This window comes from Natrinema marinum, assembly GCF_024296685.1.
GTDB classification, from domain to species: Archaea; Halobacteriota; Halobacteria; order Halobacteriales; family Natrialbaceae; genus Natrinema; species Natrinema marinum.
In genome coordinates this window covers 422,885-446,536 of record NZ_CP100763.1, presented here as the reverse complement: position 1 = coordinate 446,536, position 23,652 = coordinate 422,885, and the positions used below count along the sequence as shown (strand labels likewise).

The following is a 23,652-nucleotide window of genomic DNA, read 5'->3' as shown; positions in this document are numbered from 1 at the left end:
TACGGTTGTCGGTCGCCGATCGAGCGCCGGCGGTCGATCTGCGCCCGGCCGATCACCCCTTGCGCCGTCGCGTCGATCTACTCGTCGAAGGGCCAGTCGCCGGTGACCTTCATCCCTTCTGCGAGGCCCTGGTCCTCCAGGTCGGCCGCGATGTCGGCCGGTTTCCGGGATTCGATCGTCACGTCCTCGCGGGCGAGCGCGACGACGTAGGCGGTCAGCAGGATCGCCTGTTCGCGCAGATTGCGGGGCTCGAGCTTCTCGAGCGTATCGGCGAAGGTGTGGCCCCAGCCGCGGCCCGCGCCCTCGGAGATCGACTTGACGTGACAGCCGGGGACGCCGGACTCGACGAACGACCAGTGGTCGCTGTGGGGGCCGAGTTTCGGCACCGTTCCGATCGGGTGATCGTAGCGGTCTGCGACCTCGTTGGCCGTCTCGGAGAGCGCGTCGAACCCGTGGGTGATGATCGAAAGCGTTCGATCGCGGACGACGCCGTCGCTGTTGACCACCGCTTTGATCGCGTCGTGGTCGGCCCGCTCGGCGTACGTCGTCGAGCCGAGGAGGCCGACCTCCTCCGCGCCGAAGGCGACGAACTCGACGCGCGTCTCGAGGTCGTCTTCGCGGTCGGCCAGCGCGTTGGCGATCTCGACGATCATCGCGGTCCCTGCGCCGTTGTCCATCGCACCCTCCGCGATGTCGTGGGCGTCGACGTGGCTCGTCACGAGGAGGCGCTCGTCCGTGTCGGGCCCGAGTTCGGCGCGGACGTTCTGGCTCTCGGCGGGGTGGATATCGGCCTCGACGGAGAGCGTGATTGACTCGCCGTCGAACCGGCGTCCGAGACGCGCGCCGACCTCGCTCGAGACGCCGACGGCCGGAATCGGGCCGATCGGCTCGTCCTGCCAGCCGACGCTGCCGGTCGGCGGAAGACAGCCCTCGACGTGGTTGCGGTAGACGAACCCCACCGCGCCGCCCTCGACGGCGTGGTGGTACTTCTCGCGGCGGTGGAGGTACCGATCGTAGTAGCCGGGCACGTCGCTGCGGACCATGACGATCGCGTCCTCCACGTCGGTTTCCTCGAAATCCGCGGGCAGGCCGTAGCCGAGATCGACCAGCGGCGCGACGACGCGCTCGTCGGGGCTGCGCGGCAGCGCGATACAGTCCTGGGTCGTGTCGCCGGCCGAGATCGTGCTGTCTTCCCGCGTCCAGCCCTGTATCTCGAAGGACTCGAGGCGGGCGTCTCGCGCGCCGGCTGCGGCCAGCGCGTCGCGGGTCAGTTCGGCGGCCTCGCGTTCGCCCTCGCTGCCGGCCATCCGGTTCCCCACGTCGACCAGCGTCTCGAGGTGGTCCCAGCCGGCGTCGCTCTCGAAGATCGAACCGATCCAGTCGGACATGGATGAGGCGTCGAGACACGGCCGTGTAACTGTATCGCTCGCTCGAGACCGGGAGCCGAAGAACTGGCCGACGGTTGTTGGTCGTTGCTGACACGTCCAACTGCCAATCTTTTTCACGCCGCTCCGACTCGACACAGGTATGCGGGAGACGCTTGCCGACTGGCGGCCGGCCGTCGACGAGGCGATCGCCGACCTGGTCCCACGCGAGATCAACGCCGACTACCTCGAGTCACTTTTCGGGTCCCCCACCTACGAGTACGATCCCGACGGCATCCAGCGCGCGCTGTCGACGCCGCTGTGGGAGTTGCTCGACCGTGGCGGCAAACGGTGGCGCGCGATACTCTTCCTCGTCTTTATCGAGGGCTTCGGCGAGGACCCGGCCGAGTACTTGCCCTACGCCTGTATCCCGGAGATACTCCACAACGGGACGATCATCGTCGACGACGTCGAGGACGGCGCGACGATCCGGCGCGGCGAGCCGGCGTTACACCACGTCTACGGGCGCGATATCGCGCTCAACGTCGGCAACGCGATGTACTTCCTGCCGCTGAAGGTCATCACGCGGGACCCGGCAGACCTCCCGGCGGACCGGAAACTCGCCACCTACGAGATGCTGATGGACGAACTCAACCGAACCCACCTCGGCCAGGGGATGGATATCTGCTGGCACAACGAACGCGAGGTCCGGGTCGGCACCGAGGAGTACCTCGAGATGTGCGCCTGCAAGACCGGCTGTCTCGGCCGGATCGTCGCCCGGCTGGCCGCGATCATCACCGGCCAGCCTCCGGAGGTCGAGCAAGCGGTAGCAACGTATGCCGAGCTAACCGCCGTTGCCTTCCAGATCGGCGACGACATTCTGGACGTCGAACACTCTCTCGGCCGCGCCGGCGAGTTCGGCAAGGAGTTCGGCAACGACATTCGCGAGGGCAAGAAGACCCTCATGGTCATCCACGCGATAGACGAGAGCGACCCCGACCGCGCCTCCCGACTTCAGGACATCCTCGAGGCCGACGAGAACACCGACGACGAGATCCTCGAGGCCCTCGAGATCCTCGCGGATGCCGGCAGCGTCGAGTACGCCCGCGAACGCGCACTCGCGTTGGCAGCCGACGCGCGCGTGGCGATCGCCGACCTCGAGTTCGACGCCGAGACGACCCGGAAACTCGAGGAGTTCACGGAGTTCGTCATCGAGCGCGACGAGTAGCGGGCCCGTGTCCGGTCGGCCTCACTCTTTCCACCGCCCCGATTGTTCCCCGTGGAACTCTCCTTTCGCCTCTCGCCCGCGCGGCCAGGCGGTGACCACCGTCGCCGCGAGGAAGAACGCGGCGACGACGGCGACGACGACTTTGCCCGGAACGCCGGGCACGGAGGCGGTCTGCGTCCACGCCTCGTTCGGCGTGTACAGCGTGATCCGAAAGAGCCACGCGATCCCTAACAGCAGGTAGAGCGGGTAGTAGATGCGCCGCAGCCGACGCGAGATGGCTTCCCAGTAGGTGACCTTGAACGTCGGCATCCGCAGGTCGTCGCCGAGTTCGGCCCGCCACGCCTCGAGGACCGCATCGCTCGGGTCGAGCGCGTTCGCGAACAGGTTCTCCTCTATGAGACGGATACGGGCTCGGCTAGCGTCGTACGCCCGGTAGCGCCGGACATCGAACAGGAGGAACAACGAGACGCCGACGATGCCGATCAACAGCAGGTACGCGGAGACATCGCCGCCCTGAAAGGCGAGCGCGAGGACGGCCGTGACCGCGACGATAGCCCAGTCGGTCGTGAGATCGAGCCGCGAGAGGAGGTTGCCCGATTGGGACATCTCGCCGCGGTAGTAGTGTGGCAACAGCGCGAGGAACTCCTCGCGGTCCGTCGCCGCGATGGTGGCGACGTTGCGCTCGTCGGGCGCGGATGAATCGAAGTCCTCCGGATTCGGCTCGGTCATCGACCGCCTCCGGCGCTCGAGGGGGACGGTCGACGCGCGGTAACGCTGGCGAAGGGGCCGCCGACCGCAGGCGGGACGAAGACGGCGGGTGGTCGTTCTTTCACTCCCATGTCACGTGTAGTCCGGGTGTGACGATGACCCTTCCGCCGGTGACCACCGGCTGGCGGTCCGACCCGCCGTCACGAGGGCGTGAGCGTCACGGGACCCGACGGGTAGGGTCAGATACTACACCCCCGACGTGGAACGGCGACTATGTCCGATCACTCGAGGCAGGTCGGGACCGAGCGGACCGACGCCGCGCGGCCGTGGCCGCTCTTGGTGGCTCTCGGACTCGCCGGGTCGGAGGTCGGACTCGTCGTGGGCCTTCTCCCCGTCGCCGTCGCCGGCCTCGTCGTCTTCGCCGCGAGCGTCGCCGGGATCCTCGCGGACGCCAACTACGTCGACCGCCCCGTCGCCGTCGCGGCCAGACTCGGCGTCGCTTTCGCGCTCGGCGGCGCGGCCCTGATCGCCCACGGCACGGGAACGGTTCCGATCGCCCTCCTCGAGCCCCTCTCGGGGCTGCCGAGCCGCGGCGTCGCGCTCGTCGGAGCCGGCCTCGTGACGATAACCGGGGCCGGGCTCGTGCGGAGACGGCGAAGCGAGGAGGGAACCGAAAACGCCAGCGACCGCAGATTATCGCCATGAGCCGACGCGCCTTCGACGCCGAGATTGCGCTCGATCTCGCAGTCAACGCGATCCCGTTCCTGATCGTCGGCTTCTTCGTCGTCGTCTTCGCGCTGTTCAACCCGTGGGGGTTCGATCCGCTCCAGTCGACGGTCCAGTTCGCCATCCTCGTGACGACGATGGTGTTGCTGGCGGTCGTGACCCTCGTCGCGGCCAGGGTGATCGAAACCGACGACCGCACGCGAGGCGATTCGCCCGAGGGCTGACCGTCGTCCGGGTGCCGATACCGATCAGTCAGTTGATGATGAGGACGAACCCGGTCACCGCCATCAGGACCGCGATCCCGACCAGCAAGAGCAAGAACAGCTCCTTCTCCTTCATGTGCGCCTGCTCACCGTCCGGGCGCAAAAACCTACGTCCGCGACGGCGTACCGGAACCCGTGTCTGACGATCGTCGGCTCACCGGTCGGGGGGTCGTCGCGAGCCTGGGCCTCGCGCTGGTCGCCGCGACGGCCGCCTTCGGCGCGATCCTCGGCGCGACACTTCCGACCCACATGGACGTGACGGAGATCACGCTCCTCGCGATCACCGTTCCCGTCTCTCCACTTACGTTGGCCATCTACGGGGCCGTTGCCATGGGGGCCGGGCTAGTGGCGGCCGGACTCGTCGTCCACGCCGTCTCGCGGCGCGTCGACCGACACGACGAGGGCGCCGCGTAGCCGGAGTTCGTACCCGGCTGCGCCGCTCGCCGCGCTCGAGTTGAAGTCAGGCCAGCCCGATCTCCTCGCTGTAGGCCCCGTACCGCTCCTCGAAGACGCCCATGATCTCGCCCATCGTCGCGTAGGCCTTCACCGCGTCGACGATGTACGGCATCGTATTCTCGTCGCGCTCACAGGCGTCGTCGAGCGCCTCGAGCGCCGCCTCTACGGTCGCCTCCTCACGCTCTGCTTTCACCGACTCGAGGCGCTCGAGCTGGCGCTCGGCCGTGGTCTCGTCGATCCGGAGGATGTCGGGGCTGGTGTCCTCCGCTAGGGTGTACTCGTTGACGCCGACGACGACCTCCTCGCCGCGCTCGACGCGCTCTTGATACTCGTAGGAGGCCTCCTGAATCTCCCGGAGGAAGTAGCCCTCCTCGATCCCGCGGAGGATGCCGTCGCGGACGGAGCCGTCGCCCATCTCGCGGATCTCCTCGATGTAGCGCATCGCCCGCTCCTCGATCTGGTCGGTGAGCGCCTCGACAGCGAAGGAGCCGCCCATCGGGTCGACAATGTCGGCCGCGCCGGACTCCTCGGCGATGATCTGCTGGGTGCGCAGGGCGACGCGGACGGCCTTTTCGCCGGGCAGGGCCAGCGCCTCGTCGAAGCTGTTGGTGTGCAGCGACTGGGTGCCCCCGAGGACGCCGGCCAGCGCCTGGATCGTCACTCGAGCGACGTTGTTCAGCGGCTGCTGGGCCGTCAGCGACTGCCCCGCCGTCTGCGTGTGGAACTTGAGGCGCTTTGACTCGTCGGCTTCGGCGTCGTACCAGTCGTCCATGACGCGCGCGTAGATCCGTCGGGCCGCGCGGAATTTCGCGATCTCTTCGAAGAAAGAGTTGTGGCAGTTGAAGAAAAAGGAGAGCCGCGGCGCGGACTCGTCGACCGCGAGCCCGCGGTCGACGGCGTCCTCGACGTAGCCGAAGCCGTCCGCGAGGGTGAAAGCCAGTTCCTGGACCGCCGTCGAACCGGCCTCGCGGATGTGGTAGCCCGAGACCGAGATGGGGTGGAACTTCGGAGTCTCGTCGGTACTGAACGCGAGGACGTCGGTGACCAGATCCAGCGAGGGCTCGGGCGGGATGACCCACTCCTTCTGGGCGATAAACTCCTTGAACATGTCGTTCTGGAGGGTGCCCCGAAGCTGGTCGCGGGGAACGCCCCGCCGGTCGGCCAGCGCGACGTACATCGCGTAGATCACCGGCGCGGAGGGATTGATGGTAAAGGACGTAGATATCTCCGCCAGATCGATCCCGTCGAAGAGGATCTCCATGTCCCGGAGGGTGTCGACCGCGACGCCTTCCTTGCCGATCTCGCCCTCACTCATCGGGTCGTCCGAGTCCAGCCCCATCAGCGACGGCATGTCGAAGGCCACCGAGAGGCCGGTCTGGCCCTCCTCGATCAGGTAGTGGAAGCGCTCGTTGGTCTCCTCGGCGGTGCCAAAGCCCGCGAACTGACGCATCGTCCACGTCCGCCCGCGGTACATCGTCGGGTACGGACCGCGGGTGTAGGGCTCTTCGCCCGGAAAGCCGAGGTCCTCGAGGTAGTCCGTCTCGGAGACATCCGCCGGCGTGTAGAGGCGATCGACCTCGTGGTTCGACACCGTCGCGAACCGGTCTTGCCGTTCGCCGTGGCGCTCGAGAGTCGGCTCGAGCGTCTCCGCCTCCCACCGCTCGCCCGCCTCGCGGATCTCCTCGAGCTCGTCCTCGTCGTACATGGGTGTAATATTTGCCGACGACGCAATGAAGGTTCGGGGGCTGCGGGCCGGTGTGAGAAACGGCCGTCGGAGAACACGTCGGTCAGAGGTGACGACGTTCCCGGGCGGCCGCGAGCCGGTCGTCCACCCAGTCGACCTCGACGAGGTTCGTCGGGGTCCCGGAGAGCCCGTCGCGGCTGACGACCTCGAACGTTCGATTGCGCGCGTCGGGCGTGAACGGGGCGGCGGCCATCACCCGAGCGACATCGGCCCGCGAGATCGATCCCGTGACGGAATCGCCGCCCTCGCCGACGACCACCTCACCGCTCGGCGGTTCGTTCGTGAGTCTGCCCGGTCGAACGATCGTGTACTCGATCCCCGCCCGGCGAAGCGCCGTCTCGGCGTCGCGCTTGGCCGACAGCGAGCCACGGACCACGAGTCGAGCCGGGAACGGCATCCCCGCCTTCGAGTTCCCGACGCCGATCGCGCTCTCGAAGACGAAGTGAGAGACCCCCTCGGACAGCGCGGCGGTCACGAGGTTGACGACGCCGGTCCGATCGACCAGCTTCCCGCCGGTCACGTGTCGGTAACTCGGCGGCGTGCCGAGGGCACAGTAGACGATATCACAGTCCTCGACCGCCGCGACGGCGTCGGCCGATTCGAAGAAGTCGGCCACCAGCACTTCGTCCGCGCCGTGGCGCTCGAGCGTGTCGACGTTCGCGTACGATCGGGTCGTCGCGCGAACGGTGAGATCGGTCGGTCGCAGGACGGAGAGGAGTTCCTGTCCGGTCGCGCCGCTGGCACCGGCCAAAAGGACGCGCTCGGATGTGTGTTGACTAGCCATCGGGCGAGGTACTGCGCGGACACGGAAAACCCTCACCAGCGGTCGACCGCGCTGACCGTCCGTCCGTGGAGAACGTGCGATAGCGTCGCAAACGGGTCTCGAAACGGCGCGGTCATTCGCCGCCGTCTTCGCTCTCTCCGTGATCCGCACCCACGCCGTCGGCCTCCTCGCCGTCGTCTTCACCTTCGTTGTCGGACTGGAGCCGCTTCGTCGTCCGGACGAGCGGATGACGCGCGTAGTCGACGACATCGATGTCGTCGATCCGCTCGAGGTCTTCTTTCTCGGCCGTCCGCGCCATCCCCAGATCGATCTCGTGGTCGACGACGATGACGTAGGCGTCCATCTCGTCGATCCCGAGCCGGTCGGACGCGAGCACGCGGTGGTGGCCGTCCGCCAGCAACAGGGTGCCGTCGTTGTCGATGACCACCAGCGGCTCGGCCAGCCCGCGCTCGAGTTCGTAGCGCCGCCCCTCGAGTTCGTCGGCGTAGACTCGGCCCTGGGTCGGCGTGAGATCCTCGAGGGCGACGGTACGCAGTTCCTCGGTCAGATCGATCTCGTGGATCTGTTCTAAGGTGCGCATCAGTTTGCCGACCTTCTCCGGCGTCGCGCGCTCGATCTGGCTCCGGATGACGTCGGCGTTGGAGATGATCCCGACGAGGTTGCCCGCGTCGTCGACGACGGGGAGCTTCTGGATCCCCGACCGGAGGATGACCCGGGCGGCGTCGTTGACTTTCATGTCGGGGTGGGCGACCAGCAGATCGGTCGCCATGATCTTGAAGATCGGATCGTCGTCGTCGGCGAGCAGCAGGTCGCGGGCGCTGATGAATCCCTCGACGCGGCGGCGATCGCAGACGGGAAAGCCGCTGTGCTCCTCGCTCTCGGCGATCCGCGTCGCGACCTCGCCGACGGTCTCGTCGGGCGATACCGTCGCCACGTCGCGGGTCATGTACTCTTTGACTCGAGGCTTCGTCCGGTCCGACACGACCTCCATACTCGACCGAACGGGAGCCGCGCGCAAAAGTACTGGTACTGGCGTCCGTTCTCGAGACGGCTACGCCGATTCGGCGTCCTCGCCCTCGCCGCGTTGCGTGAACAGCCACTCGCTGGTCTGGGTGTAGGCGCCGACCGGGACTCCCGGCCGCGTCTCGAGGGCCTCGTAGAACCGGTTGGTGATGACCTCCTCGACGACGCTGACGATCGACTCGATCTCCTCCTCGTCGTCGGCGCTGCCCAAGATCCCGATCTCGAGTTGCGCGCCGGCCATGTCGGCGTGGCCGCCGGCGCTGCCGATCCGGTCGAAGGCGTCCCGCAGCGTCTCGCCTAAGTCGATGTCGGCCGCCCGCGACCGGGCCGACAGGTACACCATCTCACCGTCGAACCCGAAGACGAGCGTCGTCTCGACGCCCTCCATCGCGAGCAACTGGTCGGCCGCCTGCGGGAGCGCGTCGCGGTCGCCGATCCGGCCGACGCTGGCGACGGCGACAGAGTCGCGCTGGTCGCGGTTCTTGATCGCCCGCGCGATCGTCTCCAAGGTGTCGCCCTCGAGCGAGGGCTGTTCGATCTGGCGCAGGACCGACGCGTCCACGTGAGGGTGCAACAGCGAGGCGGCCCGGAAGTCGGTGGGCGAGACCTCCCGCGTGAAGTCGTTCGTATCGACGCGGATCCCGTACAACAGCGCCGTCGCCGTCGCGGCGTCGAACGCGAGGTCGAACCGGTCGACGTACTCGGTCAAGACCGTGCTGGTCGCACCCGCTCCCTGCCGCAGATCGACGAACTCGCCGGGGACCGGCCCCCGAGGCGGGTGGTGGTCGATGACGATATCCGGGCGGAGGTCCTCGGGCAACTGGTCGTTGACGCCGGGCCGCGAGTGGTCGACGAGCGCGAACGCCGCGTACTCCTCGAGCGAGTCGTCGGGATCCAGATTTCGCAGATTCAGATCGAGCAGGTTGACCATCGCTCGGTTCTCCTGATGGGAGATGTCGCCGAAGTAGCAGGCGTCGGCGTCGACGCCGACGGCGGCCGCGATATCGACCAGCGCCACCGCGCTGGCGATGGCGTCAGGGTCAGGGTTGTCGTGGGCCACGACCGCCAGCCGGCCGTCGATCCCCGAGAGCAACTCGCGGAGTTCGATGGCGGCTTCGGCCGACGGGCTCGCCGCGTCCGCGAGCACCCGGTCGGCGATGGCCAGCGACGGATCGATGATGCGGTCCGCGAGCGCGTCGAACGCCTCACGATCCGCGGCAGTCGCGTTGCCACCGAGATAGGCCACGATCGACGCGTCGGGAAACCGGTCTCTGGCGGCCTCGAGCGCGGCCCGGTTGACGTCGGTGCGGTCCCCGGCGACGAAGATCACGTCAGGAGTGTCGACGTTCGCGATAGACTCCGGGTCGGCCGGATCGGCGCTCCGGGCCGGAACGCTCTCGTCGCGCAGTGTCTCGACGACGCTCTCGTCGTCGGTGATGGCGAGCACGCGCCCACCGTCGCGCCCGGAGAGCCGCTCGGTGACCTGCCGACAGATGGTCCCGCAGCCGAGCACGAGCCAGAAAACCATTTGTCGCGGCTTGCGACCGCGACGGGTAAAAGCTACCGGGTCCCTCTCAGGCGACGACCGCGGCGGCCGCCTCGATCGCGGCGTTTTCGATCGGACCGAACGCGGGCAGGATGACGACCGTCATCACGGCCGCGGCGATGACCGCGGCGTAGAGCGCGGTCGGCTGGGCGAGCCGGTCCCGGTCGACGATCGGCTCCTCGATCCAGAGCGCCTTGACCAGCCGCGAGTAGTAGTACAGCGACAGCGCGCTGTTGACGACGAGCGCGCCGGCGAGCACGAGCAAGATCGTGTTGTCCGCGGCCGCCTCGAGCGTCGCGGTATACAGCAGGTACTTGCTCCAGAAGCCGCCGAAGGGCGGGACGCCCGCGAGGCTGAACATGAAGACGGCCATCGCGGCGCAGGCGAAGGGTGCCCGCTCGGCGAGGCCGTTGTAGTCCTCGAAGCGGGGGCCGACGCCCCAGTACTCCGCGAGGCCGACGAACAGGAACGCGCCGGTGTTCATGAAGCCGTAGACGAGCAGGTGCATCATGGCCGCGCCCATGACGAATTCGCCACCGTCGGCCGTGATCCCCGCTAGCCCGATCAGCACGTAGCCGGCGTGGCCGATCGAGGAGTACGCGAGCATCCGCTTGACGTTCTCCTGGGTCGCGGCCGCGAAGTTGCCGACCGTCATCGTGACGAGCGCGAGGATGACGAACGCCCAGGTCCACTCGACGCCGATGACCGCGGTCGTCGCCTCGAGCGGGAACGCCGTCGTGAACACGCGGAAGGCGAGCACGAAACCGGCGGCCTTCGAGGCCGACGAGAGGAACGCGGAGATCGGCGCGGGCGCACCCTCGTACGCCTCCGGCGCCCAGAAGTGGAAGGGGACGCTGGCGGTCTTGAACGCGATGCCGCCGATCAGCATCAGGATGCCAAGCCCGAGCAGGCCGCCCATCTCGCCGGCGTTGGTGAGACCGGTCGCGACGGCCTCGAGCTGCAGGGAGCCGGTCGCGCCGTAGACCAGCGAGACGCCGTAGACGAAGATCGCCGACGACAGCGCGCCGATCAGGAAGTACTTCAATCCCGCCTCGACGCTGCCGCGGTTGTCCTTCAAGATTGCGACCAGCGCGTACGACGGCAGGCTCGTCAGCTCGAGGGCGATGAAGATCGTCACGAGACTGTTCGAGGCCGCCATCATCGACATGCCGGTGGCGGCGAGGATCACCAGCGAGTAGTACTCCGCCTGGTAGGTGTGATCCCGCAGATAGTCGTAGCTCGCGACCGCGACGAGCGCGGTGACGGTCGCGATGATGATCATGAAGTACAGCGCCAGCCGATCGACGACGAACTGGCCGTCCATGATATCGATGACGCCGTAGTTCTCGATGCCGGTCGCGCCGACGCCGGCTGCGGTAAACCAGACGGCGACGACCAGCGAGGCCAGCGAGCCGAGGACGGCGGTGCCGGCCAGCAGTGGCCGGTTCGTCGAGCGCGGATCGATGCTATCTAGCAGGAACAGGACGAGCGCCGTCCCGGCGAGAATCAGCGCCGGTGCGAGCGCCGCCCACTCGGGGAGTTGCACGACCGCCATCAGAGCTCACCTCCGATGATCGGGTCGACTGCGTCGGTTATCATGTCGAAGATCAGGTCAGGGGCCACGCCCAGCGCGATGATCAGACCCAGCAGGACGACCATCGAGGCCACGTCGTGGACGGGCGCACGGCCCACTTCGTAGTCGGTCTCGAGTCGATACGGCCCGAACACCGTCCGCTGGAGCGCGAACAGCAGATAGCCCGCGACGATGACGATGCCGAACATCGCGAGCGCGGTGAACAGCGGCGAGTACGCCAGCAGATCAGAGCCAAAGGCGCCGAAGAAGATGAAGTACTCGGCGGCAAAGCCGCTCATTAGCGGCAGCCCCATGTAGCCGAACGCGCCGGCGATCAGGATCCCGACCGCGATCGGCATCCGATCGGCCAGCCCGGACATGTCGGTGACCATCCGGGTGTGAGTGGCGTTGTAGATGACGCCGACGGCCATGAACATCAGCCCCGAGATGAGGCCGTGGGAGACCATCTGGAACGTCGCGCCGCCGACGCCGAACTGGGTGTACGCGACCAGTCCGAGGATGACGTAGCCCATCGACGACACGGAGGAGTAGGCGACGATCCGTTTCAGATCGGTCTGAGCGAGCGCCAACATCGCGCCGTAGATGACGCTGATCACCGCGACTGCCGCGATCGGCACCGCGTAGGCCTCGACCTGCTCGGGGAACATCGTGAAGTTGAACCGCAGCAGGGCGTAGGTCCCCATCTTCAGCAGGACCCCGGCCAGCAACACGGATGCCGGTGTCGGCGCCTCGACGTGAGCGTCCGGCAACCACGTGTGGAAGGGGACGACGGGCACCTTCACCGCGAAGCCGAGGAACAGGCCAACGAAGACGATCGAGGCCAGCGCCGACCCGCCGAGGCCGAAGAGGCCGTCGGGACCCCCCTCGAGCATCGCCGTCGCGATCTCAGGTAGCGCGAACGACGAGACGTCGAGCCCGTAGACCAGCGCGATGAACGAACCGAACATCACCAGCGACGCCACGTTCGTGTAGACGAAGAACTTGATCGCGGCGTACTTCCGGCGTGGGCCGCCCCAGATCCCGATCAACAGGTACATCGGGATCAGGACCGCCTCCCAGAAGACGAACCAGAGGAAGAAATCCAGCGCGGAGAAGACGCCGATCAGCATCGCCTCGATGAACAGGATCAGGCCGTAGAACTGCGATTCACGCTCGTCGATCGGCGTCCACGAACTGACGATCGCGAGCGTACAGAGGATCGTCGTCAAGACGACCAGCGGCATGCTGATCCCGTCGAGCCCGACGAACCACGAGACCGTGTAGTCGCCGACCTCGAGCCACGACGCTTGCGACTCGAAGGCGAGTTCGCCGTCGAGCAGGGCGTTCCCGCTGCCATCGAAGGCGGCGAACAGCCACAGCGACAGCGCCGCCGGGACGAGGCTGATCGCGAAGGCCAGTTTTCCAGCAATACGATTCGGCGCGACGAACGTGACCAGCGCGCCCACCAGTGTCACCGCGAGCAGTATCTCGATCATCATACGAACCACCCTCCAAGCGCGCCGAGGATCAGCAGTAAGCCGATGAACCCGGCGACCAACAGCGCCGCATAGTTAGTCACGATACCCGTCTGTAGCCGTTTCATCCAGTTACTACCGAACAGACTGATCGTCGACGTGCCGTTGACGACGCCGTCGATGACCGTCTGGTCGAACCGGTCTGCGGCTCGAGCCAGCGGCAGCGTGAATCCGCGAGCGAGCCAGACCTGGTACTCGTCCTGGTAGTAGTTGCTCTTGAGGACGCGGTACGCGCCCCCGAGTTTCCGGGTGTGACGTTCCGGCTCGGGTACGTTGTACAGCGTGTGGGCCGCGAACGCGCCGGCAAGCGCCAGTCCGAGCGAGAGCCCGGCGCTCACCAGCAGCGTGGTTGTCTCGGAGCCGATCGCGCCTTCTTCGAAGGCGACCGTCTCGTGGTAGGCGTGGTAGGTCAGCCCCTCGACGTAGCCGTACTCGCCGTCGAGCCAGAACTCGAGGAACGTGATGTCGATCGCGACGAGCTTCGCGACTGGGGCCATGTTCACGAGGCCGGTGACGGCCGCGAGGACGCCCAGCGCGAGCAGCGGGACCTTGATGGCCCAGCCGACCGGATGGGGGTCCTCCGCGGTCTCCGACCGCGGTTCGCCGTGGAAGGTCAGGAAGACCATCCGGAACGTGTAGAAGCCGGTGAAAAACACCGCCACGAGGCCCATCGCGTAGGCCGCGAGGATTACGGGCTGCTCTAGACCGACGATCAGCGCGTCGTAGAGCACCTCGTCTTTCGACCAGAAGCCAGAGAAGGGAACGATCCCCGCGAGCGCGAGCGCGCCGGCGAGGAACGTGTAGTAGGTGATGGGTGCCTTGTCCTTGAGGCCGCCCATCTCCCACATGTCCTGTTCGTGGTGCATGAGGACGATGACGGCACCGGCACCGAGGAAGAGCAGCGCCTTGAAGAAGGCGTGGTTCATGAGGTGGAAGACCCCGGCGACGTAGCCGCCGACGCCCAGACCGAGCATCATGTAGCCGTACTGGCTGATCGTCGAGTACGCCAGCACCTGCTTGATGTCGTCTTTGACGACGCCCATCGTCGCGGCGAACAAGGCGGTGAAGCCGCCGACGAAGGCGATGATCGCCAACGCGGTCGGACTCAGCGCGTAGTAGCCGAACATCCGTGCGACGAGGTAGACGCCGGCCGCGACCATCGTCGCCGCGTGGATGAGCGCGGAGACGGTGGTCGGACCCTCCATCGCGTCGGGCAGCCACGTGTGGAAGGGGAACTGTGCGGACTTGCCCAGCACCCCGCCGAGCACGAGCAGTCCGGTGATCGTCACCCAGGTCTGGGCGTCGAACCCGAACAGCGTCGCGCCGTCGTCGATCGCCGTCTCCGCGGCGGTGACGAACGACCCCTCGCCGGCGAAGCCGACCGTGCCGAACGTCGCCGCGATGGCGACGACCCCGATCAGGAAGAAGTAGTCACCGAAGCGGGTGACGAGGAACGCCTTCTTCGCGGCCGAAGGGGCCGACTCGGTGCGGAACCAGAAGCCGATCAGCAGATACGAACACAGCCCCACCAGTTCGAAGAACATGAACGCCATCAGCAGGTTGTCCGCGAAGACGAAGGCGAGCATGCTGAACGTAAAGAGGCCGAGTTCGGCGTAGTACCGCGCCAGCCCGGTCTCGCCTTCGGCGTTCATATAGCCGAGGCTGAACACGTGGACGAGCAAGGCGACCAGCGAGACGATCACCAGCATGAGCGCCGAGAGCGGATCGATCAGCACTCCGAAGGAGAACGCGATCGTCTCCACGCCGGTCTCGCTCGCGGCCGCGCCGGCCGTCCACTCGTACAGCGTCGTGTGATGTGCGTTCCCGCCGGCGACGCTCGCGAACATGACGAGCGAGATCAGTAGCGAGCCCCCCGTCGCGATGATGCCGGGGATCGCCCCCTTCTTCGGCAGGTGTTTCCCGAACAGCAGCGTGACGACGAAGGCCACGAGCGGGAGCACTGCGATCGCCGGTGCGAATCCGAACGGTCCTGTTGCTGTTGCTGCCATTTTACCACCTCATCGTCGCCGGAACCGTGACATCGATGTCACGGAAGTTGCGGTACAGCACCAGGATGATCCCGAGTCCGACGGCCACCTCGGCGGCAGCGAGCGCCATCGTGAACAGCGCGAACAGCTGGCCCGTGAGGTTGCCGTGATAGAACGCGAACGCGATCAGGTTGACGTTCGCCGCGTTCAACATCAGTTCGACGGACATCAGGAACAACAGTGCGTTGCGACGCGTCAGAATGCCGAACAGCCCGATACAGAACAGCGCCATCGACAGCAGCACGTAGTACTGTACGTCGACGGTCATCGGGTCTCACCTCCCGTCTCGGACTCCCCACCGTCGGCGACGGCCGGTTGGGCCCCCTCGCTGGGGCTCGAGACCTCGCCGGTCGTCGAGAGCGCGGCGACGGGTTCGCCGCCCTCTTCGCGTTTCGCGAGGACGAGCGAGGCGTCGAGCGCGGCGTCGAGCGCGACGGCGACGAGCAAGACGGCGGCGAGGAACGGCTCGGTGCCGCCGATTTCCTGCAGCTCGTCGAAGCCAAACAGCGCGTAGCCGAGTTCGGCCGTGATCGAAACGTCGTCGGGGAAGCCGGCGCCCGCGGCCTGTGTCATCGGTTCGAACGCCGTGTTCACCGCGATGAGCGCCATCACGGCGAACAGCCCGACGGCGAGCAGCCCCGGAACGAGGGTCTTGCCGAGTCGGAGTTTCGGCCCGGTCGTCATGTCTGTACCACCTCTGTGTCGGTCTCGGAGTCGTCGCGCTGGGTCAGCATGACGGCGAACGTGATGAGGACGAGGACCCCGCCGATGTAGACGAGGACCTGCATCATAGCGACGAACTCCGCCGCCAGCATCACGTAGTGGACCGCCACGCTGAGCAGCGCCACACCCAGCAGGAGCGCCGAATGCCACGGGTCCTGCACGAGGACGACACCCACCGCGCTGGCCAGCGTGACGCCGGCGAACAGCGCGAACGCGATCAGCTCGTAGTTCATGTATTGGTAGTTGGTGCCCGTTTGCGGGACGGGCGGACCCGTTACTGGTAGTCGACCTCTCCCTCTCCTTCGCCGACCCACGCACCCCGGTCTGGTTCGCGCGAGGCCAGCGGATCGATGTCCTTGTACCACGGCACCGCCTTCAGCTGCTCTTTGTTGTAGACGAAGTCGTGTTTCGTGTCCGCGGTGAACTCGAAGTTCTCCGTCAGCAGGATGGCGTCGACGGGGCAGACCTCCTCGCAGAGCCGGCAGTAGATGCACTGTCCGATGTGGAGGTTGTACTGTTCGCCCTGTCGTTGATCGTTCGTAACGATCTGGATCGTGTCGTTCGGACAGACGTTCTCACACTGGCGACACCAGATACACCGCTCCTGACTGAACTTGTGGACGCCGCGAAAGCGCGGCGACACGTCGGGTGCGGTCTCCGGATACTCCACCGTGAAGGTGGAACCGTCCAGCGCGTGTTTCATCGTCGTTGCCATCGATTTGAGTATCCCGATCATGCTATCAGCCCCACGATTACCGCGGTAAGCACGAGATTGGCAAACGAAAGGACGAGCAGTCCCTTCCAGCCGATCTCGATCAGTTGGTCGATACGCACTCGAGGCACCGCCGAGCGCAGCCACTGCGTCGCGAAGAACACCGCCCAGATCTTGATGATGAACCAGACGATGCCCGGCAGGATCGGCCCGGCGGGGCCGCCGAGGAAGATCGTCGCGATGATCGCGCCGCCGAGGAAGATGTGGAGGAACTCCCCGAGGTAGATCAACACGAAGTAGACCGAGGAGTACTCGGTCTGGTAGCCGGCGACGATCTCGGTCGGGGCCTCCGGCGTGTCGAAGGGGTTGCGGCCGACCTCCGCGAAGTTCGCGACGAGGAACAGGACGAACGCGAAGGGGTTGACCAGCGCGTACCACGTCGGAATCGAAACGCCCGCGACTTCCACCAGCGTCTCGTGTTGGGCCGCGACGATCTCGCCCATCTGCAAGGTGCCGGCGAAGATCACGACCGACATCCCGGTGACGACGAGCGGAATCTCGTAGGCGATGTTCTGTGCCACCGCACGGAGCCCGCCGATCAGCGAGTACTTGTTCGACGACGCGTAGCCGGCCATCACCAGCCCGACGCTCGCGATGCCCGAGACCGCGAAGACGTAGGCGAGCCCGACTTCGGGATCCGCGAGGTGGATGCCACTCCCCATCGGAATGACCGCAAAGCCGAGCAGCGCCGACGCCGCGACGACGATCGGCGCGAGGTCGTAAGCCGGCCGATCCGCGTTCTCGGGAACGATCAGCTCCTTCGAGAGGAGCCGAACCGCGTCGGCGACGATGATGAAGATGCCCGCCGGCCCGAGCCGATTGACCGCGATCCGGTCGGTGAACGCGGCGGTGATCTTCCGCTTGGCCCACGGCCCCGCGACGCCGGTCATCGCGAGCATCAGGTTCCCGATGACGAAGGCCGCGATGAACGTCGCGAGCAACTCGCCGCCGAGACCGAACTGATCCAACCCGGTCAGCTCCCCGATCCGCTCGGGGAGCAAGACCGTATCCTGCAGCGGCACCGTCGGCATCGCGGCCGCTGTCTGCACGCCGGTCATGTTAGCGGTCCACCTCCCCGAGGACGATGTCGAGGCTTCCCAGCGACGCGATCAGGTCGGGCACGTACTCGCCTTCGGACATCTCGGGCAGCGCCGAGAGGTTGTGGAAGCACGGACTCCGGATCTTGAACCGGCCCGGCTTGGCCGTCCCGTCCGAGCGAATGTAGATGCCGAGTTCGCCCTTCGCGGCCTCGACGCTGCGGTAGATCTCCGTGTCCGCGTCCGGCTTCAGCGTTCGCGGGACGTTGCTCTGGACCGTCCGCTCGTCTTCGGGCCAGTCCTCGAGCAGGTCGATACACTGCTCGATGATCTTCGCGGACTCCTCGACTTCCTGCATGCGAACGAGGACGCGACTGTAGTTGTCACAGCCGTCCTCGGTGACGACATCCCACTCGAGGTTGTCGTAGTAGCCGTAGGGGTCGTCCCGACGCAGGTCGTAGTCGATGCCGGAGCCGCGGGCGACGGGCCCGGTACAGCCGTACTGTTTGGCGACCTCGGGCTCTAAGATGCCGGTGTTGTGGGTTCGAACCTGGAAGATCTCGTTTCCGGTCAGCAGGTCGTGGTACTCGTCGACCTTCGCGGGAAGCCCGTCGAGGAAGTCCCGCGTCTTCTCGATGAACTCCTCGCGGGGTTCGGGCAGGTCCCACGCGACGCCGCCGAGTCGGAAGTAGTTGAACATGAGCCGCTGGCCGGTCAGGTCCTCCAAGATGTCCTGGACGACTTCGCGGTCGCGCATGCCGTACTGGAAGATGGCGGTGAAGTCGCCGTAGACGTCCAGCGCGAACGTCGCCAGCGCGAGCATGTGTGAGGCAATCCGGCACAGTTCCGCGCCCATCGTCCGGATGACCTGCGCGTAGTCGGGGACCTCGATGTCCGCGAGGTCCTCGGCCGTACGCGCGTAGGCCCACTCGTTCAACAGACCGGCCGAGACGTAGTCCCAGCGGTCGGGGTAGGGCATGATCTGGTGGCGATACGTCCCTTGCTGGCACATCTGCTCCTCACAGCGGTGCAGATAGCCGATGTCGGGGTCGACATCGACGACCGTCTCGCCGTCCAGCACCGTCTCGATGTGGAGCACGCCGTGGGTCGCCGGGTGGTGGGGACCGATGTTGAGGAACATCGTGTCCGACTCGTCGTCGTGGTGGTCCGGCTGGACCGGGTTGGCGTGTTCCGTGAGCGTGACGATCTGGGGTTTCTCCTGGTCGTAGCCCCGCGAGAGCGGGTGTCCTTGCCAGGTTTCGGGCAGGAGGATCCGGCGCGGATCGGGGTGGCCCTCGTAGTCGATGCCGACGAGGTCGAACGCCTCGCGCTCGTGCCAGTCGGCGGTCCTGAAGACCGGCTCTGCGGTCTGGCTGACCGGCTCGTCGGTGGTCGTCGGCACGACGACGCTCACCTCCTGGGTCGGATCGGCGTACTTCCGGAGGTGGTAGATCGACTCGTAGCGGTCGGGGTACTCCTGGGCGGTCAGACAGGCCAGGTGGTCGAACCCGGCCTCGTCGCGCAGATCCGAGAGGACGCTCTGGACGTCGTCCGGCCGGATAACGAAGCCCGATGCGTTTAGGTGATCGTCGCGTGCGAGCGCGCGATCCCCGATCAGCGCCTCGAGTTCGTCTTCGGAGACTTCGATCGGTGGGCCCTGGTCTCGCTCGAGTCCCGTGCTCATGGCGAATCAGCCCAGTTGTAGCGCATGACGAGGTCGTCCTCGTCGATGTCGTCGGCCAGTTTCTGGACGAGTTCGTCTTTCGGCAGGTCGCCGAACTCCTCGAGTTCGTAGGGTTTGACGACGACGGGGGTTGACTCGCCGTTGCGGATCCGTTCCTGAAGTTTGGCGATGCCGTAGACGAGCGCCTCCGGTCGCGGCGGGCAGCCGGGGACGTGGATGTCGATGGGAATGATCTCCTCGGCGCCTTTGACGACGTTGTAGCCCTCTTGGAAGGGACCCCCGGAGATCGTGCACGAGCCCATACCCACGACGAACTTGGGTTCGGGCATCTGGTCGTAGACCCGCTTCATGCGCGGGCCGAACTTTGAGACGATCGTTCCCGGAACGATCATCACGTCGGCCTGGCGCGGCGACGCGCGGGGGACCCCGGCGCCGAAGCGGTCGAGGTCGTGTTTGATCGCGTACGTGTGCATCATCTCGATGCTACAACACGCGATCCCGAACTGCAGCATGAACATCGAGTTGCCCCGAACCCAGTTCATGAACTTGTCGAACTTCGTGAGTATGAACGGGGTCGAGCCGAAGGCCTCCCGAAGCTTGGAGTTGAATCTGTCGTCGGCACCCTCGCCGATCCGCGAGTCGCGGGTGTCCGTCGACGGTGCGGTGCTGCCGTGGATCGATTGGCGTGGTTGATCGCTGCTCATAGTCTGTCTGTGTCCAGTTGGCGTGGTGTCCGTGCCCACTGTACCGCGCCGTTGCGCCACGCCCACGCGAGTCCGACGAGCAGGATGGCGACGAACAACAGCATCGGCCCGAGTGCGCGGACGAGCGGGATATCCGCCGCGAGCGCATCCCGATAGACGACCGCCCACGGGAACAGGAGGACGGTCTCGATATCGAAGACGACGAACAGAAGCGCAACCATGTAGTACTGGATGTTAAACCGGATGCGCGTCCCGCCGGTCGGAATCTCGCCACTCTCGTAGGTGGCGCGTTTGCTCGTTTCGGGCACGGTGGGCCGCAGGAGGTACGATACCGCCATCATCCCGAACGGTATCAGTACTCCGACGAGCGCCAGCGCCCCGATGGCGATCCAATCATTCATCTCGGTAACGTTCGGAGCTTCAAACCGCATGCATATAAGGGTTGATTCTTCGTTTTTCGGGGGGACGCGGGCCCGTAGCGTGACTTCAGCCCGAAACGATCGTCGTGAATAATCACCTTAAACTATATATAGCTGCTTGAAGATTGGCCGGGTCGGTAATCCGGGATTACTCGAGACGGAAACAGAGTGATACGCGCACGGAAACCGGACGGTCCTCCGACGAACGGGATCGACGCTCCCCGAATCGCCCTCGAGACGACGGAGCGATCGGCTTTGCACCGTCTCAGTCGCGCTGCCGAAACGCCGGCGTGCCGCCGTCGTGGAGTTCTCGAGAAACGTTCCCGACGCCCGCTCGCAGCTCCTCGTGGTAGGCGACCAGCCGGTCGCGGACCGTCTCGTGTTGCCGAGCGAGGATTTGAGCGGCCGAGAGCGCGGCGTTGAACGACTTGCCCGCGTCGACCGCGACCAGCGGCGCGCCGGTCGGCATCCCGATAACGCTGTCGACGGACTTCTCCTGAACGGGGACGCCGATGACCGGCAGCGGGTACGCGATCGACGCGGTCATGTTCGGCAGGTCCGCGGACTTGCCGCCCGCGCCGGCGATGAGGACTTCGAGCCCGCGGTCCTCGGCCGTCTCGGCGTAAGCCGTCATTAAGTCGGGCGTGCGGTGGGCGGAGGTGACGTACGTTTCGAACGTGAACCGTTCTTCGGGCGGGCTCTCGTAGTCCGTCTGCTCGGCGAAGCCGAGTTCGTCCACGAAGGCGTCGTAAGCCCCGCGCCGCCGGCCGCCGGTCATCATCGTCTCGAGGTCGGAGTCACTGCCCATTACGATCCCCACGTCGGGAGTCTCTTCGGACGGGCGGTCCTGGTCGGCCTCGCGGTGCAAGCGGTCGATGAGGTCGCTGACGCTATCGCTCATGGCTGGTGGTGGTCCGGGGAGTGACTTGAAACGGTGGTAAACAGGGCGAGCGGTTCGGCCCGCTCGCACTCGAGCAGTCACGATCGGAACGTCACCGCGTCCTCGAGGTCGCGCGCGGTCTTGAGGAGGTCGTCGGCCGAGGCATCGGCGTCGCCCGTCACCGTCACGTGGCCCATCTTCCGCAGGGGACGGGCCTGGCGCTTCCCGTACCAGTGGAGGTTTGCGCCGGGCGTCTCGAGGATCTCGTCGATGTCGCTCAACTGTGCTGGCTGCTCCGCTTCGACGTCCGCGAGCAGGTTCTTCGAGACCGTCGGCGAACGCAGGTCGGTCGAGCCAAGCGGCCAGCCCAGCACCGCACGAGCGTGCTGTTCGAACTGGGAGCTGTGCGCCCCCTCGATCGTCCAGTGGCCGGAGTTGTGCGGCCGCGGCGCGATCTCGTTGAGCAGGATCTCGCCACCCTCTCGCGGCTGGTCGCCGCTCGAGCTATTCGAGGCGCTCCGCGCCTCGTGCGTTTCGAACAGCTCGATCCCGTACACGCCGCGGCCTTCCATCACCTCGAGCACGTCGCGGGCAACCGCGTGGGCGCGTTCGGTGACGGTCTCGCTCGAGCGCGCCGGGACGATCGTCTCCCGGAGGATCTCCTCCTCGTGAACGTTCTCGCCGAGCGGGAAAGTCGCGATTTCGCCCTCGCCCTTGACCGCGATGACCGAGACCTCGCGCTCGAAGTCGACGAACGACTCGACCATCGCGGGGCCGGCAACCGACTCGAGGGCGGCCTCGGCGTCGGCTTTCGACTCGACCGGGACGTTGCCCCGACCGTCGTAGCCGCCGGTCCGGGCCTTGAGCATCACGGGCGCGCCGTAGTCGTCGATCGCCGCGCGAATGTCGTCGGCGTCCGAGACCGCACGGAACGGTGGCACCGGAACGCCCGCGTCCTCGAGTTCTCGCTTCTGAACGAGTTTATCGTGAATCGTCTCGAGCGTCGCCGGGTTCGGGTGAACTGGCGTCCCCGTCTCTTCGCTGATTCGGGCTAGCGCGTCCTGGTCGGCGAGTTCGATCTCGAACGTGAGCACGTCCGCGCGCTCGGCGAGTTCGCGAATACCCGCCTCGTCGTCGAACTCGGCGACGAGCTGGTCGCGGGCGACCGGCGCTGCTGGGCAGTCCGGCGTCGGATCGAGCACGACCACCTCGATGCCCAGCGGCGCGGCCGCTTCGGCGAGCATCCGCCCGAGCTGTCCACCGCCAACGACGCCGATCGTCGGCCCCGGCGTCCGTAACGTCGTCATTGCGCGCCGGTTGTCCGCGCCCGCGCTTAAGAATTCTTAAACGGAGCGTCGCTCGAGACCCGATCGCTTCGCCGCCGAGCCGCGAGGAAGCCGGGGAACCAGTCCTCATATAAAAACCCTCGTGCAGGACACCCAGGTCGGAAACTGACAGGTATTACATATCCCGGTGGCAACACAAGGCTACGAGTATGAGACGCGACCTTTCACGACGACGGCTGCTCGCCGGAGGGAGTCTCGGGGTACTCGGATCGCTCGCCGGTTGTCTCGCGACCGGCCGGAGCGCGACGGAGACCGTGACGAATACCTACGGGACCGACGGCGTCGATGCGCTCTCGCTGATCGCCGAGAACGGCGCCGTCACCGTCGAGGGGAATCAGGGAGAGGAGATCGAGATTCGGGGGCACAAGGCAGCCCCGACCGAGGACGCCCTCGAGTCGCTAACCCTCGAGGACAGCCGGAGCGACGGCCATCTCACGGTCGAGACGCATCGAGAGGGGACGCCGTTCCTGTTCGGTCCCGATTCCAAGGTGGACCTTGAGGCGACGGTCCCGGCGGGGATCCGACTCGCGCGCGCAGAGACGACGAATGGCGACGTGAAAGTCCGCGACGTGACGGGCGAACTGGTCGCCGACACGACGAACGGCCGGATCGACATCGAGGGCGTCGATGGCGGACTGGTCGCGGACAGCACCAACGGGGCGGTTCACGCAGCCGGGGTCAGCGGCGACCTGCAGGCGGAGACGACCAACGGCAACATCGACGTAGCCCTCGCGGCGAACGGCGGCGATCTCACCGCCGACACCACTAACGGCGAAGTGACGGTTCGCGCACCGCCGTCGCTCGACGCGACGGTCAGCGTCTCGACGACCAACGGGAGCGTGACGATCGAGGGGTTCGACGGCTCGGACATCTCGAGCAACGGGGATCTCGAGGCGACGCTGGGCGACGGAGCGCGGCGTCTCCAGATCGAGACGACCAACGGGAGCGTGACGATCCGAAGCGACGATGCGTCGTAACGGCGTTCCGCGAGCGCTCTCCGGCTCGTAGTTCTGACGACCGACGCTCGATCCGGCGGCGACGCGCCGGCGTGCAATCGTCCGAGAACGGTACCTCTTTTACCCGCCCTCC

24 protein-coding genes are annotated in these 23,652 nt (G+C 66.5%); 5 read left to right on the top strand and 19 right to left on the bottom strand.

All coding sequences use genetic code 11. The annotated features are described in order from the left end of the window. Positions 1 to 77 precede the first annotated feature (77 nt). On the bottom strand, positions 78 to 1,388 hold the full coding sequence (locus NKH51_RS02300; RefSeq protein ID WP_254763626.1) for a M28 family peptidase: 1,311 nt from the start codon (positions 1,386 to 1,388) through the stop codon (positions 78 to 80). 139 nt (positions 1,389 to 1,527) lie between these two features. Between NKH51_RS02300 and NKH51_RS02295 the strand changes: the two genes are divergently transcribed. Continuing rightward, complete coding sequence (locus NKH51_RS02295) at positions 1,528 to 2,592, top strand: polyprenyl synthetase family protein (protein ID WP_254763625.1); 1,065 nt, start codon at positions 1,528 to 1,530, stop codon at positions 2,590 to 2,592. 21 nt (positions 2,593 to 2,613) lie between these two features. Here the strand turns inward: NKH51_RS02295 and NKH51_RS02290 are convergent, their stop codons facing one another. Beyond that, the gene (locus NKH51_RS02290; RefSeq protein WP_254763624.1) at positions 2,614 to 3,321 is read right to left on the bottom strand and encodes a DUF2270 domain-containing protein; all 708 of its coding nucleotides are present in this window, start codon (positions 3,319 to 3,321) and stop codon (positions 2,614 to 2,616) included. A gap of 252 nt (positions 3,322 to 3,573) precedes the next feature. Between NKH51_RS02290 and NKH51_RS02285 the strand changes: the two genes are divergently transcribed. From NKH51_RS02285 to NKH51_RS02275, 3 genes are all read left to right on the top strand, one after another. Further along, on the top strand, positions 3,574 to 4,005 hold the full coding sequence (locus NKH51_RS02285) for a DUF7541 family protein (protein WP_254763623.1): 432 nt from the start codon (positions 3,574 to 3,576) through the stop codon (positions 4,003 to 4,005). Continuing rightward, positions 4,002 to 4,250: a DUF6684 family protein gene (locus tag NKH51_RS02280; RefSeq protein ID WP_254763622.1), complete on the top strand. Its 249-nt coding sequence runs from the start codon at positions 4,002 to 4,004 to the stop codon at positions 4,248 to 4,250. Before NKH51_RS02285 ends, NKH51_RS02280 begins: the two co-directional genes overlap by 4 nt. Before the next feature lie 174 nt (positions 4,251 to 4,424). Continuing rightward, complete coding sequence (locus tag NKH51_RS02275; RefSeq protein WP_254763621.1) at positions 4,425 to 4,703, top strand: DUF7520 family protein; 279 nt, start codon at positions 4,425 to 4,427, stop codon at positions 4,701 to 4,703. Positions 4,704 to 4,749: 46 nt separating this feature from the next. Here the strand turns inward: NKH51_RS02275 and NKH51_RS02270 are convergent, their stop codons facing one another. The 17 genes from NKH51_RS02270 to NKH51_RS02190 form a co-directional block, all read right to left on the bottom strand. Continuing rightward, on the bottom strand, positions 4,750 to 6,450 hold the full coding sequence (locus NKH51_RS02270) for a methylmalonyl-CoA mutase family protein (protein WP_254763620.1): 1,701 nt from the start codon (positions 6,448 to 6,450) through the stop codon (positions 4,750 to 4,752). Between the two features lie 82 nt (positions 6,451 to 6,532). Then, complete coding sequence (locus NKH51_RS02265) at positions 6,533 to 7,273, bottom strand: SDR family oxidoreductase (RefSeq protein WP_254763619.1); 741 nt, start codon at positions 7,271 to 7,273, stop codon at positions 6,533 to 6,535. Positions 7,274 to 7,385: 112 nt separating this feature from the next. Next, entirely contained in the window at positions 7,386 to 8,264 is an 879-nt protein-coding gene (locus tag NKH51_RS02260) for a CBS domain-containing protein (RefSeq protein WP_254763618.1), read from the bottom strand. A 60-nt stretch (positions 8,265 to 8,324) separates the two neighbouring features. After that, positions 8,325 to 9,824, bottom strand: coding sequence for a DHH family phosphoesterase (locus NKH51_RS02255; protein ID WP_254763617.1), 1,500 nt, complete (start codon positions 9,822 to 9,824; stop codon positions 8,325 to 8,327). 46 nt (positions 9,825 to 9,870) lie between these two features. Next, positions 9,871 to 11,397, bottom strand: a complete 1,527-nt coding sequence (locus NKH51_RS02250; protein ID WP_254763616.1) for an NADH-quinone oxidoreductase subunit N — start codon at positions 11,395 to 11,397, stop codon at positions 9,871 to 9,873. After that, positions 11,397 to 12,914, bottom strand: a complete 1,518-nt coding sequence (locus NKH51_RS02245) for a complex I subunit 4 family protein (RefSeq protein WP_254763615.1) — start codon at positions 12,912 to 12,914, stop codon at positions 11,397 to 11,399. Before NKH51_RS02245 ends, NKH51_RS02250 begins: the two co-directional genes overlap by 1 nt. Continuing rightward, the gene (gene nuoL / locus NKH51_RS02240; RefSeq protein ID WP_254763614.1) at positions 12,911 to 14,959 is read right to left on the bottom strand and encodes an NADH-quinone oxidoreductase subunit L; all 2,049 of its coding nucleotides are present in this window, start codon (positions 14,957 to 14,959) and stop codon (positions 12,911 to 12,913) included. Before nuoL ends, NKH51_RS02245 begins: the two co-directional genes overlap by 4 nt. Before the next feature lies 1 nt (position 14,960). Further along, positions 14,961 to 15,266 carry an NADH-quinone oxidoreductase subunit NuoK gene (nuoK, locus tag NKH51_RS02235; protein WP_254763613.1) on the bottom strand — a complete coding sequence of 102 codons (306 nt, stop codon included), beginning with the start codon at positions 15,264 to 15,266 and terminating at the stop codon, positions 14,961 to 14,963. Beyond that, positions 15,263 to 15,682, bottom strand: coding sequence for a hypothetical protein (locus NKH51_RS02230; RefSeq protein ID WP_254763612.1), 420 nt, complete (start codon positions 15,680 to 15,682; stop codon positions 15,263 to 15,265). The genes nuoK and NKH51_RS02230 overlap by 4 nt, the downstream gene beginning before the upstream one ends. After that, positions 15,679 to 15,954, bottom strand: a complete 276-nt coding sequence (locus tag NKH51_RS02225; protein ID WP_254763611.1) for an NADH-quinone oxidoreductase subunit J — start codon at positions 15,952 to 15,954, stop codon at positions 15,679 to 15,681. The genes NKH51_RS02230 and NKH51_RS02225 overlap by 4 nt, the downstream gene beginning before the upstream one ends. Before the next feature lie 41 nt (positions 15,955 to 15,995). Further along, entirely contained in the window at positions 15,996 to 16,457 is a 462-nt protein-coding gene (locus tag NKH51_RS02220; protein WP_006181257.1) for a NuoI/complex I 23 kDa subunit family protein, read from the bottom strand. Further along, positions 16,454 to 17,551 carry a complex I subunit 1/NuoH family protein gene (locus NKH51_RS02215; protein WP_254763610.1) on the bottom strand — a complete coding sequence of 366 codons (1,098 nt, stop codon included), beginning with the start codon at positions 17,549 to 17,551 and terminating at the stop codon, positions 16,454 to 16,456. Before NKH51_RS02215 ends, NKH51_RS02220 begins: the two co-directional genes overlap by 4 nt. 1 nt (position 17,552) lies before the next feature. Next, entirely contained in the window at positions 17,553 to 19,214 is a 1,662-nt protein-coding gene (locus NKH51_RS02210; protein WP_254763609.1) for an NADH-quinone oxidoreductase subunit D, read from the bottom strand. Further along, positions 19,211 to 19,918 carry an NADH-quinone oxidoreductase subunit B gene (locus NKH51_RS02205; protein WP_254763608.1) on the bottom strand — a complete coding sequence of 236 codons (708 nt, stop codon included), beginning with the start codon at positions 19,916 to 19,918 and terminating at the stop codon, positions 19,211 to 19,213. Before NKH51_RS02205 ends, NKH51_RS02210 begins: the two co-directional genes overlap by 4 nt. Then, positions 19,915 to 20,319 carry an NADH-quinone oxidoreductase subunit A gene (locus tag NKH51_RS02200; protein ID WP_254763607.1) on the bottom strand — a complete coding sequence of 135 codons (405 nt, stop codon included), beginning with the start codon at positions 20,317 to 20,319 and terminating at the stop codon, positions 19,915 to 19,917. The genes NKH51_RS02205 and NKH51_RS02200 overlap by 4 nt, the downstream gene beginning before the upstream one ends. A 283-nt stretch (positions 20,320 to 20,602) precedes the next feature. Continuing rightward, positions 20,603 to 21,238 (bottom strand): AIR carboxylase family protein, encoded by a 636-nt coding sequence (locus tag NKH51_RS02195; RefSeq protein WP_254763606.1) that lies wholly within the window; start codon positions 21,236 to 21,238, stop codon positions 20,603 to 20,605. Between the two features lie 77 nt (positions 21,239 to 21,315). Continuing rightward, positions 21,316 to 22,524, bottom strand: coding sequence for a 5-(carboxyamino)imidazole ribonucleotide synthase (locus tag NKH51_RS02190; RefSeq protein ID WP_254763605.1), 1,209 nt, complete (start codon positions 22,522 to 22,524; stop codon positions 21,316 to 21,318). Positions 22,525 to 22,712: 188 nt separating this feature from the next. On the opposite strand from NKH51_RS02190, the gene NKH51_RS02185 reads away from it, so the two are divergent. Continuing rightward, positions 22,713 to 23,540, top strand: coding sequence for a DUF4097 family beta strand repeat-containing protein (locus NKH51_RS02185; protein WP_254763604.1), 828 nt, complete (start codon positions 22,713 to 22,715; stop codon positions 23,538 to 23,540). Positions 23,541 to 23,652: the final 112 nt, after the last annotated feature.

What these genes read in the sequence shown, in the direction of transcription:
- nuoL (WP_254763614.1), bottom strand. Translation starts at nt 14,959, where the DNA reads ATGGCAGCAACAGCAACAGGACCGTTCGGATTCGCACCGGCGATCGCA.
- NKH51_RS02225 (WP_254763611.1), bottom strand. Translation starts at nt 15,954, where the DNA reads ATGAACTACGAGCTGATCGCGTTCGCGCTGTTCGCCGGCGTCACGCTG.
- NKH51_RS02265 (WP_254763619.1), bottom strand. Translation starts at nt 7,273, where the DNA reads ATGGCTAGTCAACACACATCCGAGCGCGTCCTTTTGGCCGGTGCCAGC.
- NKH51_RS02220 (WP_006181257.1), bottom strand. Translation starts at nt 16,457, where the DNA reads ATGATCGGGATACTCAAATCGATGGCAACGACGATGAAACACGCGCTG.
- NKH51_RS02250 (WP_254763616.1), bottom strand. Translation starts at nt 11,397, where the DNA reads ATGGCGGTCGTGCAACTCCCCGAGTGGGCGGCGCTCGCACCGGCGCTG.
- NKH51_RS02260 (WP_254763618.1), bottom strand. Translation starts at nt 8,264, where the DNA reads ATGGAGGTCGTGTCGGACCGGACGAAGCCTCGAGTCAAAGAGTACATG.
- NKH51_RS02195 (WP_254763606.1), bottom strand. Translation starts at nt 21,238, where the DNA reads ATGAGCGATAGCGTCAGCGACCTCATCGACCGCTTGCACCGCGAGGCC.
- NKH51_RS02290 (WP_254763624.1), bottom strand. Translation starts at nt 3,321, where the DNA reads ATGACCGAGCCGAATCCGGAGGACTTCGATTCATCCGCGCCCGACGAG.
- NKH51_RS02185 (WP_254763604.1), top strand. Translation starts at nt 22,713, where the DNA reads ATGAGACGCGACCTTTCACGACGACGGCTGCTCGCCGGAGGGAGTCTC.
- NKH51_RS02230 (WP_254763612.1), bottom strand. Translation starts at nt 15,682, where the DNA reads ATGACGACCGGGCCGAAACTCCGACTCGGCAAGACCCTCGTTCCGGGG.
- NKH51_RS02295 (WP_254763625.1), top strand. Translation starts at nt 1,528, where the DNA reads ATGCGGGAGACGCTTGCCGACTGGCGGCCGGCCGTCGACGAGGCGATC.
- NKH51_RS02210 (WP_254763609.1), bottom strand. Translation starts at nt 19,214, where the DNA reads ATGAGCACGGGACTCGAGCGAGACCAGGGCCCACCGATCGAAGTCTCC.
- NKH51_RS02205 (WP_254763608.1), bottom strand. Translation starts at nt 19,918, where the DNA reads ATGAGCAGCGATCAACCACGCCAATCGATCCACGGCAGCACCGCACCG.
- NKH51_RS02215 (WP_254763610.1), bottom strand. Translation starts at nt 17,551, where the DNA reads ATGACCGGCGTGCAGACAGCGGCCGCGATGCCGACGGTGCCGCTGCAG.
- nuoK (WP_254763613.1), bottom strand. Translation starts at nt 15,266, where the DNA reads ATGACCGTCGACGTACAGTACTACGTGCTGCTGTCGATGGCGCTGTTC.
- NKH51_RS02190 (WP_254763605.1), bottom strand. Translation starts at nt 22,524, where the DNA reads ATGACGACGTTACGGACGCCGGGGCCGACGATCGGCGTCGTTGGCGGT.
- NKH51_RS02245 (WP_254763615.1), bottom strand. Translation starts at nt 12,914, where the DNA reads ATGATGATCGAGATACTGCTCGCGGTGACACTGGTGGGCGCGCTGGTC.
- NKH51_RS02200 (WP_254763607.1), bottom strand. Translation starts at nt 20,319, where the DNA reads ATGAATGATTGGATCGCCATCGGGGCGCTGGCGCTCGTCGGAGTACTG.
- NKH51_RS02280 (WP_254763622.1), top strand. Translation starts at nt 4,002, where the DNA reads ATGAGCCGACGCGCCTTCGACGCCGAGATTGCGCTCGATCTCGCAGTC.
- NKH51_RS02300 (WP_254763626.1), bottom strand. Translation starts at nt 1,388, where the DNA reads ATGTCCGACTGGATCGGTTCGATCTTCGAGAGCGACGCCGGCTGGGAC.
- NKH51_RS02255 (WP_254763617.1), bottom strand. Translation starts at nt 9,824, where the DNA reads ATGGTTTTCTGGCTCGTGCTCGGCTGCGGGACCATCTGTCGGCAGGTC.
- NKH51_RS02270 (WP_254763620.1), bottom strand. Translation starts at nt 6,450, where the DNA reads ATGTACGACGAGGACGAGCTCGAGGAGATCCGCGAGGCGGGCGAGCGG.
- NKH51_RS02285 (WP_254763623.1), top strand. Translation starts at nt 3,574, where the DNA reads ATGTCCGATCACTCGAGGCAGGTCGGGACCGAGCGGACCGACGCCGCG.